General features: G+C 44.2%; 10 protein-coding genes. 8 read left to right on the top strand and 2 right to left on the bottom strand.

Going from position 1 to position 15,798, the window contains the following annotated elements; all coding sequences use genetic code 11:
* Positions 1-147: 147 nt before the first annotated feature.
* A complete protein-coding gene (locus AC6I7V_RS04915; RefSeq protein WP_498011448.1) occupies positions 148-1,590 on the bottom strand; it encodes a hypothetical protein in 1,443 nt (480 codons plus the stop codon).
* A gap of 440 nt (positions 1,591-2,030) precedes the next feature.
* On the opposite strand from AC6I7V_RS04915, the gene AC6I7V_RS04910 reads away from it, so the two are divergent.
* The 8 genes from AC6I7V_RS04910 (at position 2,031) to AC6I7V_RS04875 (ending at position 14,611) form a co-directional block, all read left to right on the top strand.
* Positions 2,031-3,572, top strand: coding sequence for a DUF3360 family protein (locus AC6I7V_RS04910; RefSeq protein WP_255231031.1), 1,542 nt, complete (start codon positions 2,031-2,033; stop codon positions 3,570-3,572).
* A gap of 342 nt (positions 3,573-3,914) precedes the next feature.
* Complete coding sequence (pflB, locus tag AC6I7V_RS04905; RefSeq protein WP_255231032.1) at positions 3,915-6,191, top strand: formate C-acetyltransferase; 2,277 nt, start codon at positions 3,915-3,917, stop codon at positions 6,189-6,191.
* A gap of 201 nt (positions 6,192-6,392) precedes the next feature.
* Entirely contained in the window at positions 6,393-7,394 is a 1,002-nt protein-coding gene (locus tag AC6I7V_RS04900; RefSeq protein ID WP_261882850.1) for a lipid A deacylase LpxR family protein, read from the top strand.
* Positions 7,395-7,557: 163 nt separating this feature from the next.
* Positions 7,558-8,298 carry a pyruvate formate lyase 1-activating protein gene (gene pflA / locus AC6I7V_RS04895; RefSeq protein WP_255231034.1) on the top strand — a complete coding sequence of 247 codons (741 nt, stop codon included), beginning with the start codon at positions 7,558-7,560 and terminating at the stop codon, positions 8,296-8,298.
* Positions 8,299-8,536: 238 nt separating this feature from the next.
* A complete protein-coding gene (locus tag AC6I7V_RS04890) occupies positions 8,537-9,037 on the top strand; it encodes a YfbU family protein (protein ID WP_498011447.1) in 501 nt (166 codons plus the stop codon).
* Between the two features lie 707 nt (positions 9,038-9,744).
* Positions 9,745-11,679, top strand: coding sequence for a PrkA family serine protein kinase (locus tag AC6I7V_RS04885; RefSeq protein WP_255231036.1), 1,935 nt, complete (start codon positions 9,745-9,747; stop codon positions 11,677-11,679).
* A gap of 86 nt (positions 11,680-11,765) precedes the next feature.
* On the top strand, positions 11,766-13,037 hold the full coding sequence (locus tag AC6I7V_RS04880) for a YeaH/YhbH family protein (protein WP_255231037.1): 1,272 nt from the start codon (positions 11,766-11,768) through the stop codon (positions 13,035-13,037).
* 11 nt (positions 13,038-13,048) lie between these two features.
* Positions 13,049-14,611: a SpoVR family protein gene (locus tag AC6I7V_RS04875; RefSeq protein ID WP_255231038.1), complete on the top strand. Its 1,563-nt coding sequence runs from the start codon at positions 13,049-13,051 to the stop codon at positions 14,609-14,611.
* A 101-nt stretch (positions 14,612-14,712) separates the two neighbouring features.
* On the opposite strand, the gene sohB is transcribed toward AC6I7V_RS04875, so the two are convergent.
* Positions 14,713-15,780, bottom strand: coding sequence for a protease SohB (sohB, locus tag AC6I7V_RS04870; RefSeq protein ID WP_261903855.1), 1,068 nt, complete (start codon positions 15,778-15,780; stop codon positions 14,713-14,715).
* Positions 15,781-15,798 lie beyond the last annotated feature (18 nt).

Raw genomic sequence — 15,798 nt, 5'->3', positions numbered from 1 at the left:
ATTAACCTATCATTTTGGAATAAATAGCACTTCACTCTGATTTATTATGCACTAAGTAGCGTTTTCCTCTCAATTCGATGAATAGCAGCTATAAAAAAGCCCCGATTGACGGGGCTTTTATGTTTTATTTTTGTTAAGTTCGCAACATTAACTAGCAGGTATTTCTTTCTCGATTTTTTGATAACTCAACTCAGATTTGTCGAGAATAGAACTTCTTGTTACCGTAGGAGGAAGCAGTAATGAAACTCTATCCACGAATTTGTCAGAGCTTTGTGGGCTTGAATACTCATTAGCTAAAAGCTCAAACTCTGTTGAAGTAACGGAATCCAAAGACATATATGTCACTTCAATTGTATTACCGTCGGTAGGCAATGCACTATTTGAAATACCATCATATTCTGGGATATTTACATCAACAACAGAGGAAGATGATTTTGCATATACTGCATGTTTAGCAACAGTATCCACTGGAATATTAATTCTGACTATTGTCTCTTCATCTAAATCAACTGCACCGTTACTACTAACCTCGCAGCCACTCATTCCACAATCTAGCCTTGGGTTACTATTCGTAATTACCGCATCTGCATCAACAAAATCAACGTTCAGAACATTACCCATGCTTGAGATATATTGATTTTTGTCAATAGCCCATCCCTCATCGTGGTCGGCACTCGTCAATATTGAGTAAGTGAAATCATCAGAGTATTTCAAGTTAAGATCTAATGAAGTTACAGCTTGCCATTTGTACCGTGCTGTAGCCGCGTTTGCATTGACAACTGCAGATTCCGAGCTCAATGAACTATTGGAATTCCATGATAGTGGCACACTATCAGTTAGCTCTTTCAATGACACAGCATTCGGAGTTGTTCCGTCATCATTCGACAGATCACCACCCTTTATTGATGCGTATTCGATAATTGAACCGCTGGCATCATACCCAGCCCCCAAAATATCCTCATTGCCATCAATAATGCTAAGTTCTTTGATAAGAGAATTTCCTAGTTTTTGTCCACTCCAATAAGTTTCAACCGAATATGAAGCGATACTATTGGTGCTTGCGAGTATAACCGCTTTTTCTTCAGATGCTCGCGAGAGCTGATTTGATGTATAACACGCAGCTGTACCTTGTGTCGCTTCAATATTGATTAGATAGTTTCCTAAAAGCTCTTTTTGAATTGACAACGTATGAGCAAATTCAGTACCGGCGAAACTTACACTATCAATTACAGTAATAAAACCACCGTCTTCAACGTCATTTTCTGTGAATGTCAACTTACCGTTAGATAATTTATCCTTCAAAGATTTATTGAACGAGCCATTGGCATTGTAACTATGAATATCGTACACCGTTGTAGCTATCTTTGCGTAGTCAAAGTTGCCATCACTGTAGGTTCTAAAAATAGTTGGGCTACTAGTATTCGTACATTCTGAAGTCGACTTGTTTACTTCCATCTGCACGAATTCAAATGTATAACTTTTTATTGTGGGGCCACCACCACCACCACCACCGCCGCCGCCTCCGCCGCCACAGCCAACAAGTAGTCCTGAGATAATTGCCGCTAGTGGCAACATTTGTGTCTTTTTCATCTATTTCCGTCCTGTTTGTGGCAACAGCGCGCCAAAATTTAGTCTCTACGGATGATATAGCAAAAAACAAGCCAAGCATTAAAAGGCTTACTTGTTTTTCTAATAGAAATGTGACGGGATGAGATAAACGTCAAGTTGTGAAAACAAATTACACGTTTTTTTAAAGATTACTTATTGAGCATTGTCATTTTGTAGCTTTCTTTCACATAAACTCATAAAGTGATCAAGATCAATCACCCTAAAGGGTAAGCTTGTTAGACTCCTCGACACACAATAAGGCATATAAAAATGCCAGATGTTTCTTTTAACTTAGCTGCATAAGGCACGCAAAAATCGTGCAACATTGTGTTAATGAGTTATAAACAAAAGAGATGACGCAGTTTTGCGCATTTATAGAATTCATTTTTAGAATTACTACCAAATAAAAATATGAGGAATCTATGTCAGACGTTGTCAACAATGCGAACTCTGAAGTAGAAGAAAAGAGCTATCAAGAGCTACACCGCCCTGCTTCTGAATTCGAAAGCCGCTCCGACTATCTAGATCACGAGCTGCAAATCATGAAGCCTCGCCGCTTCGGCCTTAACCTTCCTGGTCGAGACTTCCGTTTTGAGCTTGAAGACCTTGTGCCGGCACTTGCTGGTACTATCGGCATCATCGCGATGTACTCTGCGGTTATGATGTCTTGGGCTGAAGGTCTGACGCAAGCTTGGGATCACGTGAACCTAGGTAAAGACTTCGCTATCGAAGTTGCTCGTGTAGAGATGCTTATTCCAGCACTGCTCTTCTGTATTCTTGCCTCTGGTTTCTTCAACCCGAAAGCAAACCTTGCCGGTAACCACGGCCCAATGATCCCACTTATCGGTACCATCGCTCTTGCAGGTGCTCACCCTCTTGCATTGGCTATCCTTATTGGTGTATTTGGTTTAATCCTGAGTCTGCTCAAAGGTGGCTCTAAACTGGTTAACCTCACTTCCGAAGGTACTGCTGGCGGCTTACTTATTTTCCTTGGTCTAACGGGAACCATGAGTCAGATCAACTCGATCCAAGCGTGGGCTGTGGGCCTTGAGTCTGACACGGTTGCTGCTGGTAGCATGGGTTATATCGGACTTGTTGTACTTGCGGTTACCATCGGCTTATATGCTTTCCTTGCTAAAGTGAACAAGCGTTGGTTAGCGATTCCTGTCTGTGCTTTCACTGGTCTAGCGATTGCGCTAGTACTTGGTGCGGGCTTCGACATTAAATTCGTAACAGAAACCGGTCTTCCAAACCTAAACCCAGTTTACTGGTGGGGTTCTACTGAAGAAGGTTGGATGCTGGGTCTTCCAAACTTGGAACACTTCATTGCATCTCTACCATTCGCAATCCTTGCAGTAGCAATGTGGTCACCAGATTTCCTAGGTCACCGTATCTTCCAAGAGCTGAACTACCCTAAAAAATCTGAAAAAGTACTAATGGATGTGGATGACACAATGACAATGTGTTCAGTTCGTCAAATGGTTGGTACAGCAGTAGGTGGTGGTAACATCACTTCATCTTGGGGTACTTACATGATCCCAGCTGCGATCGCTAAACGTCCTATCCCGGGCGGTGCAATCCTACTTGGTTCTCTATGTATCATCGTTGCGATTCTTGGCTTCCCAATGGACGTTGCAGTATGGCCTCCAGTGATGCGTGTTGCGCTTCTAGTTGGTGTATCTCTTCCTCTACTTGAAGCCGGTATGCAGATGGTTAAAGACAGCAAAGATTCACAAGCAGCGGGTATCTGTATCTTCGGTTCGGCGGTAGTTAACCCGGTTCTAGCTTGGGCTCTAACTATGCTGCTAGATAATAACGGTCTGATTGGTGACAAAGAGCGTCCTAAGCGTCTATCTTTTGTAGACAAGATTGTTATTCCAGTAAGCGTTCTTGTTATCTGTCTTGTTGCAATGCTTGCAGTAGGTATGCTTGAAGGTCAATATGGCATTAAAGCTTGGCTATAAATTGGTCTGGATACTCTGACCAAACGTATCTAGTCATCACAACTAGATTCAAATAAACAGAGTAAATTCAAAAAAAGTTTGGGTGATGAAAGTCATCACCCCTTTTTTCTCAACTTTTTTTAGCATTTATTGATTTAGTTTAAGGTTTGCAGATTTTTTTTAGCGTAGTCTTGAATACATAGAGACGAGACAAGATTTGAAAGGTAGTGACAATATATATAATCATATGAACCCGATGTGATAATACATATTGTTATTAATAAGAGTGTACTACCCTATACAGGGGCGCTGGCTCAACAGCGTTAAAGTACGTGTTTTTTCTACTAAAAAGGTAGGTATGTCATGGCAGAGCAATTTGCTAAAGCTTGGGAAGGTTTTGCTGCAGGTGAGTGGCAAAATGAAGTAAACGTTCGTGATTTCATTCAAAAGAACTACGCGCCGTATGAAGGCGACGAATCTTTCCTAGTTTCTGAAGGTACTGAGGCAACTAACAAGCTTTGGGCTTCGGTAATGGAAGGTATCAAACAGGAAAACGCAACTAAGGCACCTGTAGAATTCGATACTTCTGTTATCTCTACCATCACTTCTCACGATGCTGGTTACATTGAGAAAGACCTAGAAACTATCGTTGGTCTTCAAACTGAGAAGCCACTTAAGCGTGCTATCATCCCTAACGGCGGTATCCGCATGGTTGAGGGTTCTTGTAAAGCATACGGTGAGACTCTTGATCCAGCTGTTTCAAAAATCTACTCTGAATACCGTAAAACACACAACGCAGGTGTTTTCGACATCTACACGCCTGACATCCTAAAATGTCGTAAGTCTGGTGTTCTAACTGGTCTTCCAGATGCATACGGTCGTGGTCGTATCATCGGTGACTACCGTCGTGTAGCTCTATACGGTATCGACTTCCTAATGAAAGACAAGCAAGCTCAGTTTGCTTCTCTTCAAGAGCAATTCGAAAGCGGCGAAAACCTAGCTGAAACAATGCAACTTCGCGAAGAGATCTCTGAGCAACACCGCGCTCTAGGTCAAATCAAAGAGATGGCTGCAAAATACGGCTTCGATATTTCTGAGCCAGCTCAAACTGCTCAAGAAGCTATCCAGTGGACTTACTTCGGCTACCTAGCGGCTGTTAAGTCTCAAAACGGTGCAGCAATGTCTCTAGGTCGTACTTCGACTTTCCTAGACATCTTCATCGAGCGTGATATCGCTGCAGGCAAGATCACTGAAGTTGAAGCTCAAGAGATGATCGACCACTTCGTAATGAAACTACGTATGGTTCGTTTCCTACGTACTCCTGAGTACGATGAGCTATTCTCTGGTGACCCAATCTGGGCTACTGAGTCTATGGGTGGTATGGGTATGGACGGCCGTACGCTAGTAACACGTACTAACTTCCGTTTCCTAAACTCGCTATACACAATGGGTCCTTCTCCAGAGCCAAACATCACTGTTCTTTGGTCTGAGCAACTACCTGACGGCTTCAAGCGTTTCTGTGCGAAGGTATCTATCGATACTTCTTCTATCCAGTACGAAAATGATGACCTAATGCGTCCTGACCTAGAGTCTGATGATTACGCTATCGCTTGTTGTGTATCTCCAATGATCGTTGGTAAGCAAATGCAGTTCTTCGGTGCTCGTGCTAACCTTGCGAAAACAATGCTTTACGCAATCAACGGCGGTGTAGATGAGAAGCTTAAACTTCAAGTAGGTCCTGTTTCTGACAAGATCACTGACGAAGTTCTTAACTACGATGACGTAATGGGTCGCCTAGACACATTCATGGACTGGCTAGCTAAGCAGTACGTGACTGCACTTAACAGCATCCACTACATGCACGACAAGTACAGCTACGAGGCGTCTCTAATGGCTCTTCACGATCGTGACGTTCGTCGTACTATGGCTTGTGGTATCGCTGGTCTATCGGTTGCGGCTGACTCTCTATCTGCAATTAAGTTTGCTAAAGTTAAGCCAATCCGCGACGAAGACGGCATTGCTATCGATTTCGAAATCGAAGGCGATTACCCTAAATACGGTAACAACGACGCTCGTGTAGATGATATCGCTTGTGAACTCGTTTCTACGTTCATGAACAAGATCCGTAAGCTTAAGACTTACCGTAACTCTATCCCTACACAGTCAGTGCTTACTATCACGTCTAACGTTGTATACGGTAAGAAGACTGGTAACACTCCAGACGGTCGTCGTGCTGGTGCTCCTTTCGCTCCTGGTGCTAACCCAATGCACGGTCGTGATGAGAAAGGTGCTGTAGCGTCACTAACGTCTGTAGGTAAACTACCGTTTGCTGATGCACAAGATGGTATCTCTTACACGTTCTCTATCGTACCTAACGCTCTTGGTAAAGACGTTGAAGGTCAGAAAGCGAACCTTGCAGGCCTAATGGATGGTTACTTCCACCACGAAGCTGGCATTGAAGGTGGTCAACACCTTAACGTAAACGTTCTTAACCGCGATACGCTAGAAGACGCAGTTAAGCACCCTGAGAAATACCCTCAGCTAACAATCCGTGTATCGGGTTACGCTGTTCGCTTCAACTCTCTAACTGCAGAGCAACAAGCTGACGTAATCGCACGTACATTTACTGAATCTCTATAATCTTATAGCTGACTAACACAGTAAAAATATTAGCCTCGCCAATGTGCGAGGCTTTTTTATATTTGCAAGATATTTCGTGTACTTGCTCGACAAAATGAAATGTTAAGTTGCGCAAAAACTGTTTTGTTACTTTCACTTTTTTTCCACACCTATTGCCAATTTACGGTACTATTTCGGTTCGTTACCAAAGAGTACTTTTTAATGAAGCTTGTCCGTTGTTTACCTCTACTTCTATTGTCTTTTTCATCGATTGCCTCAGAACGTTCTACCGTTACGTTCGCTCTCGATAACGACGGCATTTTTGGCGTTGACCAAGACTATACAAACGGCTTGTTTTTAAGCTACACCTCATCGGGAATCACCCCCTACAGCTGGGCCAAACCATTAAGCCTTTCGGCTTGGGGCGCTAGCTCGCTTGATAAATGGGAAATCACCATCGGTCACAAGATGTACACTCCATCGGATATTGAGGTAACAGAACCGCTGGCTAATGATCGCCCGTATGCTGGTTTTCTCCATTCGGAATTTAATTACATCAGTCTTCATCCACAACAGGCTCAACGATTCAACCTCACTCTGGGTACAACAGGTGAAAGTGCACTTTCGGAACAAGCGCAAAAACTCGTGCATTCCATTACCAAGTCTGACGAACCAAACGGTTGGGAATTTCAAGTTGATGATAAATTCGTCGGCAGTGTTGGTTACCTCAGCCACTTCAATATGATGCGTGCTCGCTCTATTGCAAACACCGATTTCGAAGTATCTAACGTATCGGAAATCAACGTAGGTAACTTTAGAAGCGATGTTTCAACAGGTTTTATGCTGCGCTGGGGTACTGACCTGGGTGGAAACTTTGGTGCCGCCACCATCACTTCAGAAAACCCATTCCGCCCCGGGATGATTGGGGCTTCTAACAGAGGTTGGTTTACCTATGCAGGTATTGAAGGTCGCTACCGCTTCAATGACATTACGATTGAAGGAGACCGATCCGGTGTTGAAAAATATGCGCTTGAAAATGGCGAGAACCCAGCCATCTATGATGTGACCCTAGAGAATATTCAAGCGACTGCAGTAGCGGGTGTTGCTTGGTACAATCAACATGTGGGTGCAGCACTGTCATTAACCGTGAAAACGCCTGATTACAAAGAGGCTCAAGAGTCCATTTATACAACCGGCGGTGTAACTTTCTTTGCATTCTTTTAGATAAAAAGTAACGAAATTATTCATTTGCGAAACATAGAGATTAAGGCAACCAACTTCACCGTTGATTGCCTTTATTTTTAGGCGTCCGCAAGGCATTGACCCTATTTTATGTACCGTTTTTGTAATAAAATAACCAACATAAATACTAATACGAGAATAGCTCATGTCTACAACTGGTCGCATTCACTCATTCGAATCTTGTGGTACGGTCGACGGCCCGGGAATCCGCTTTATTGTGTTTCTACAGGGCTGTTTAATGCGCTGTATGTATTGCCATAACCGTGATACTTGGGATACGCATGATGGCAAAGAAGTTACCGTTGAGGAGATCATCAACGAAGCAAAATCGTATCGTCATTTTATGAAAGCTTCTGGTGGTGGTGTGACATGTTCAGGCGGTGAAGCCATGCTTCAACCAGAGTTTGTACGTGACTTTTTCCTAGCGGCGAAAGCGGAAGGTATCCACACTTGTCTCGACACTAATGGCTATATCCGTAAGCACACCGAAGTGATTGATGAAGTTCTCGATGCAGCAGATTTAGTGATGCTCGATCTCAAACATATGCGAGATGAAATTCACCAAGATTTCATTGGTGTCTCTAACAAACGCACTCTGGATTTCGCACGCTACCTGCATAAAATCGGCAAGACGACTTGGATTCGTTACGTTGTGGTGCCTGGTTACACAGACAACCCTGAAGATGCTCGCCTGTTAGGTGAATTCATTAAAGACATGGACAACATCGAAAAGGTTGAGCTACTGCCGTACCACAAACTTGGCGCGCACAAGTGGGAAGCTCTAGGCATTGAATACCCTCTAGAAGGCGTGAACCCACCAAGCAAAGAGACGATGGATGAGATCGTATCAATACTGAGTGAGTACCACTCAAACGTAAAATACTAATCCGCACATTTCTTTATCAGCGCTTCATTTAATGGGGCGCTTTTTTATCGACGCTTTGCTCCCGCACCGGTTGATTGCTTCTATTCATCTCCTCTCATTTTTCGTTACAACTTCTGTTGATCTTTTCAAAAAAGCGTATTAAATCCGTGTTGAGATCATGTTTCGGTAAGTAGAATTGCTGTTACTCTTACTTCAACAAACAAATTACAACATTTAGTTTTTTAGTGAGGTTCCTCCCATGGAAATGACCAATGCTCAGCGTCTAATTCTATCAAATCAATACTACCTAATGTCTCAAATGGATCCTGAGAACTCAGCTAAATACCAACGTCTACAAACGATTGTAGAGCGTGGTTACGAACTACAGATGCGTGAACTGGACAAAGAGTTTGGTTGCCTAACAGAAGCAGAGTGTCGTGAAATTATCGACATCATGGAGATGTACCACGCGATGCAAGAATCAAACAAGATGCTTGCAGATGAAGAGCGCAAAGAGGTGGACCAACGTCGTCTACAGTTCCTAGGTTTTGACATCGCATCTGAAGCACAGATCGTACATTACGTGCGTTTCCTAACTGATTCAGAAGGCCTTTACCCGCAGTTTGATAAAGCGGATCACCACTTCAACAGCCAGATGCCGATGATTGATAAGTACCGCCGTATGCTGACGACATGGCGCAACTGTCCTCGCCAATACCACCTATGTGCGACAGAACTCTCTCAAATCTTCAACGCATAATAGATAAGCAAAATTATAATGGGTTGCTCGTGAGCGACCCTTTTTTCTTTCTGTTCCCGCAAACAAGAAGCGTACTTCGACCAGAAGGCGTCAGCAATCACAGCATGTGCCGGGGTTCCCTTTGACTCTATACATACCCCCTTTTCAATACTAGGGCGTGTTGACCTTTCGTGGTTAAATTTTGTTCGGATGGGGACGCCTAGTCAAAAGCGTTTTAATCGCGGCGAGGGAGAAGTAGCCTAGTCATTCTAAGCAAATCTCCCTCAACAAAGAGTAAAACGCTTTTTGCGGGGGCGCCCAGCTCGAACCCTTCGGGCAGCGTTTGCTGGTCATTTCTACTGCGTTATCGGCTTCTCATGTAGGCTAGCTACACATCAAAGCCTCTGCCTTGTATAAATACCCAGCAACTCGCTGCAAAAACCAGCTCGAAAGATCAACACGCCCTAGATATCACACGTTTTTATCGATCAAATAGCAAAAACTCATAATTAAAAAACTCTATTTAAAAAGGCTTCGTATAAAACATAATTGGTTTAAGCATAAACCTAGAGTTCGCAACATTAGCGGACATCACAATTCGGACAAAAATGTAAATAAATGCATAATTGTTAAGCAAAATTGTGTAAGCGGGTCTAGTCTTAAGTTGTGGGGAGTTCGTAATTTCAATCGCTCGTCAGTTTTGACAGGTTAACAAGGGGAATGTGACTATGAGTATTTTCGACCACTATCAATCACGCTATGAAGCAGCCAAGGAAGAAGAGCTGACTCTGCAAGAGTTCCTTGGGCTATGTAAAGACGATAAAAGTGCTTACGCCAACGCTGCTGAGCGCCTGTTACTTGCGATCGGTGAACCAGAAGTCATCGATACCGCACAAGACCCTCAGCTCAGCCGAATTTTCTCTAACCGAGTGATCTCTCGCTATCGAGAGTTTGAAGACTTCTACGGCATGGAAGACGCTATCGAACAGATTGTTTCTTATCTAAAACATGCTGCACAAGGACTCGAAGAGCGTAAACAGATCCTATACCTCCTTGGCCCAGTAGGTGGTGGCAAATCCTCTCTGGCTGAGAAGCTCAAAGCATTGATGCAAAAAGTACCAATTTACGTACTTTGTGCTGACGGGGAGAGAAGCCCGGTCAACGACCACCCATTCTGCCTATTTGATGTAAACGAAGACGGTGACGTGCTTAAGCAAGAGTATGGTATTGAGAAACGTTACCTACGCTCGATCATGTCTCCATGGGCAGCAAAACGTCTGCATGAGTTTGGCGGCGATATTTCCCGCTTTAAAGTGGTAAAAGTGCGCCCTTCAATCCTTGACCAAGTTGCGATTGCTAAAACTGAGCCGGGCGATGAGAACAACCAAGACATCTCGTCACTGGTGGGTAAAGTCGATATTCGCAAACTCGAACACTTCTCTCAAGATGACCCTGATGCCTATAGCTACTCGGGTGCGCTGTGTAAAGCAAACCAAGGTCTGATGGAGTTTGTAGAGATGTTTAAAGCACCAATAAAAGTGCTACACCCTCTACTAACCGCAACCCAAGAGGGCAACTTTAACGGTACAGAAGGCCTATCAGCACTGCCATTCGACGGTATGATTCTCGCACACTCAAACGAATCTGAGTGGCAGACATTCCGCAACAATAAAAATAACGAAGCCTTCTTAGATCGTGTGTACATCGTAAAAGTTCCTTATTGCCTACGCGTATCTGAAGAGGTGAAAATCTATCAGAAACTGCTTGAGCATAGTGAACTGTCAAAAGCGCCATGTTCACCGAGCACGCTAGAGCTGCTCTCTCAATTCAGTATTTTGTCTCGCCTTAAAGAGCCTGAAAACTCGTCGCTATTCTCGAAAATGCGTGTTTACGATGGCGAAACGCTCAAAGATACCGATCCAAAAGCGAAAAGCTATCAAGAGTATCGTGATTATGCCGGCGTCGATGAAGGTATGTCAGGTCTATCGACTCGTTTCGCCTTTAAGATTCTTTCAAGAGTGTTTAACTTCGACCAAACCGAAGTCGCGGCAAACCCAGTACATCTTTTCTACGTCATTGAACAACAAATCGAGCGTGAACAATTCCCGCAAGAGACCGCAGAGAAGTACCTAGAATTCTTGAAAGGCTACCTAGTACCTCGCTACGTGGAGTTCATTGGCAAAGAGATTCAAACCGCATACTTGGAATCTTACTCTGAGTACGGCCAGAACATCTTTGACCGCTACGTCACTTACGCTGATTTCTGGATTCAAGACCAAGAGTACCGAGATCCTGAAACAGGTCAGCTATTCGACCGAGCTTCACTCAACGCTGAACTTGAGAAAATTGAGAAAACAGCTGGTATTAGTAACCCGAAAGACTTCCGTAATGAAATTGTGAACTTCGTACTTCGTGCGAAAGCGAACAACAATGGTAAGAACCCAGTTTGGACCAGTTACGAGAAACTGCGTACTGTGATTGAGAAGAAAATGTTCTCGAACACCGAAGAGTTACTACCGGTTATATCTTTCAACGCGAAAACATCTTCTGAAGACCAGAAGAAGCACGATGACTTCGTCGCTCGTATGATGGAAAAAGGCTACACCGAGAAACAAGTAAGACTGCTCTCTGAATGGTATCTAAGAGTTCGTAAGTCCTCATAAGCCAAAACGTGTAGAGCTGCCTAATGCAGGCAGCTCCACTACTCACAAGAAGTAGGTTCACGACGTAAATTTGAGAGGGAGTTCTTATGGCACAATTTATTGATCGGAGGCTCAATGGTAAGAATAAGAGCGCAGTGAACAGGCAGCGCTTCATTCGACGCCATAAAGAGCAAATCAAAGAGTCGGTAGCAGATGCTGTTAACCGTCGCTCAATCACCAATACCGAAACGGGTGAGGATGTCTCGATCCCGCATAAAGACATCAAAGAGCCAAGCTTCCATCAAGGACAAGGAGGCGTACGCGAGCGCGTTCATCCGGGTAACGACCAATTCATCACTGGCGATAAAATTGAGCGCCCGAAAGGTGGCGGACAAGGCGGAGGTTCAGGACAGGGTGAAGCGAGTCCAGATGGTGAAGGGCAAGACGAATTTATCTTTCAAATCTCGAAAGACGAGTATTTGGATATTCTGTTTGAAGATCTCGAACTGCCGAATCTAGAGAAAAATCAGATAAACAAAATCACCGAGTGGAAGACACACCGCTCTGGTTATCAAACGGCAGGTATTCCATCGAACATTGCGGTGGTTCGCTCGCTGCAACAATCGCTGGCACGAAGAACAGCAATGACAGCAGGTAAACGCCGTGAATTGAACTCATTGATGGAGCAACTCGACAAAGTTCAAATGACAGAGCCGGCTCAGCCTTTCGAAGAGACGCGACTTAAAGAAGAGATCGCCGAACTAAGAAAGAAAATTGAAAGCGTGCCATTCATTGATACGTTTGACCTGCGCTACAAAAACTACGAGAAGCGCCCTATCCCATCTAGCCAAGCGGTTATGTTCTGCTTAATGGATGTGTCAGGCTCAATGGATCAAGCAACAAAAGACATCGCAAAACGCTTCTATGTGTTGCTGTACCTATTCTTGAACCGTACCTATGAGAACGTTGACGTTGTTTTCATTCGCCACCACACACAAGCGAAAGAAGTCGATGAACATGAATTTTTCTACTCACAAGAGACAGGCGGAACGATCGTATCCAGCGCTCTCAAGTTAATGGACGAGATCGTTGCTGAGCGTTATCCGTCAAATGAGTGGAACATATACGCAGCACAAGCATCCGATGGCGATAACTGGGCGGATGATTCCCCTCGCTGTAAAGAGCTGCTTATTAACAAACTACTGCCAACCTGTCAGTACTACTCCTATATAGAAATCACTCGTCGTTCACACCAAACGTTGTGGCATGAGTATGAGAAGTTAGAGGCAAGCTTCGACAACTTCGCCATGAAAAACATAAAAACCGTGGACGATATTTTCCCGGTATTCAGAGAACTGTTCCAGAAAGAGACAGCGTAAGGAGGCTTTTCATGACAGCAAAATCAAGCGTTGCAGAGAAAGATAGCCCTGCGGAAAAAAACAGAGGCAAGATGCTGCCAGACGGCCCTGATTGGACGTTTAACCTCTTAGAACAATACCATGTCGAGATCAAACGTGTGGCTGAGCACTACCGACTCGACACTTACCCCAATCAAATCGAAGTAATTACTTCTGAGCAGATGATGGATGCCTACTCCAGCATAGGTATGCCGATTAATTATAACCACTGGTCGTTCGGTAAGAAATTCATTCAAACCGAGCAAAACTATAAGCATGGTCAGATGGGACTTGCTTATGAGATCGTGATTAACTCTGACCCATGTATCGCTTATCTTATGGAAGAGAACACAGTGACTATGCAAGCGCTGGTGATGGCGCACGCTTGTTACGGCCATAACTCTTTCTTTAAAGGCAACTACCTGTTCCAAACATGGACCGATGCAAGCTCCATCATTGATTATCTGCTGTTCGCGAAGAAGTACATCGCAGACTGTGAAGAAAAATATGGCGTCTCTGAGGTCGAACAGTTACTCGACTCGTGCCACGCGTTGATGAACTATGGTGTAGACCGCTATAAACGACCAGAAAAGATCTCCATCGCTGAAGAGACAGCACGTCAACAAGAACGAGAGGCGTATCTACAATCTCAAGTAAATGAACTATGGCGCACTGTACCGAAGAACCGCGATAAAGAGGAAGAGCAGCAGGTACGTTTCCCTAGTGAACCGCAAGAGAACATTCTCTACTTCATTGAGAAAAATGCCCCGCTTCTAGAGCCTTGGCAACGTGAGTGTGTTCGTATCGTTCGCAAAATCAGTCAATATTTCTACCCACAAAAACAGACTCAAGTGATGAACGAAGGCTGGGCGACTTTCTGGCACTATACAATTCTGAACCACCTTTACGACGAAGGTTTGGTCAGTGATAAGTTCATTCTGGAGTTCCTGCATAGCCACACCAGTGTGGTCGCGCAACCTGCCTACAACAGCCCTTACTTCAGTGGGATTAACCCTTACGCACTTGGCTTTGCAATGTTCCAAGATATCCGCCGCATCTGTGAAAATCCGACGGATGAAGACAGGGAGTGGTTCCCTGAGCTCGCGGGAAGCGATTGGCTTGAAGCGGTTCACTTTGCCATGCATAACTTCAAAGATGAGAGCTTTATCAGCCAGTATTTATCTCCGAAAATTATCCGAGACTTTAAGTTGTTTTCAATTCTCGATGATGATCGTAAGAGCGTGATTGAGGTGAGTGCGATTCATGACGAAATGGGCTACCGCATGATTCGTGAAAAGCTCGCTGCGCAATACAACCTAAGTAACCTAGAGCCGAACATTCAAGTATTTAATGTAGATGTACGCGGTGACCGCTCGATGACCCTGCAATACGTGCCTCACGACCGTATACCGCTTGATAAAGGCTACGATGAAGTAATGAAACACCTCTACCGATTATGGGGCTTTGACGTGGTCTTGGAAGAGCTCAAAGACACAGGACATAGAGAAATCCTTGCGACGTGTCCAAAGCGCAATGATTATGGCTCGAAGATCTAACTTGGTTCCAAAGTACATCATGTAGAAAACAACTAACCTAAGCAAAAAAGCGCACTGGCCGAAACCAATGCGCTTTTGCTTTTCTTCGCAGCAACAGATCGTTATACGATCGGCTTTTGGCCACGCTCAATCAGCTTAAGTAAAATGTTATCTGCCGATTTGCCCGCTACACCAGCAAGTTTGTCTGATAACTTCTTCTTCTGAACATAGTGGATCGCAAGTACCGTTTTCTCTTTGCATGCATCTACAACGATGTCATCAGAAGTACGAATCTCATCCACAAGACCTAAAGCGTGAGCTTGAGTACCAAACCAGTGCTCACCAGTGGCTACTTTCTCTAAATCTAACTCTGGACGATGATCGCGAATAAAATCTTTAAACAAGCCGTGAGTCTCTTCAAGCTCTTGCTTAAACTTCTCGCGCGCTTTATCGTTATTCTCACCAAACATAGTCAAGGTGCGTTTGTACTCACCGGCTGTCAGTTGTTCAAACTCAATGTCGTACTTTTTCAGTAACTTATTGAAGTTAGGCAGCTGAGCGATAACACCGATAGAGCCAACAATAGCAAAAGGCGCTGAGACAATCTTATCGGCAATGCACGCCATCATGTAACCGCCACTTGCCGCTACCTTGTCGACAGAGATAGTCAGAGGAAGACCCGCTGCTTTAATGCGGTCAAGCTGAGAAGACGCTAAACCATAGCCATGTACCATGCCGCCGCCTGACTCAAGCTTAAGCAATACTTCATCGCCCTCACGAGCCACCGCTAATACAGCGGTTACCTCTTCGCGAAGAGAAGCCACCTCTTTTGCATCAATACTGCCGTTAAATTCCAAAACAAACAGGTGCGGTTCGCGCTTGCTGTCCAACTCGCCCTCTTTCGCTGCTTTCTTCACTTCTTTGCCGCGTGACTTGGTTTTCTCTTTTTCCGCTTTCTTTTCAGCCTTATCACGAGCCTTGATGAACGCATCATCATGTAAGTGATGCTCTAGCTGCTCAATCGTCTGTTTATGGTGATCAGATAGGTTAGTGATTTCCAGCTCACCTTTTATCGCGCTCGATTTGCCGCCCACCGATTTAGCAATCACTAAAATAGCAATAATGGCGATCACAACAGTCGCAATTTTGGCTAAAAACAAGCCGTAGTCCAACAAAAATTCCAATGTCATATCCCCTAATGTACGAAT

Source organism: Vibrio sp. KUL70 (assembly GCF_059725515.1).
This window is presented reverse-complemented; position numbering and strand designations above follow the sequence as displayed.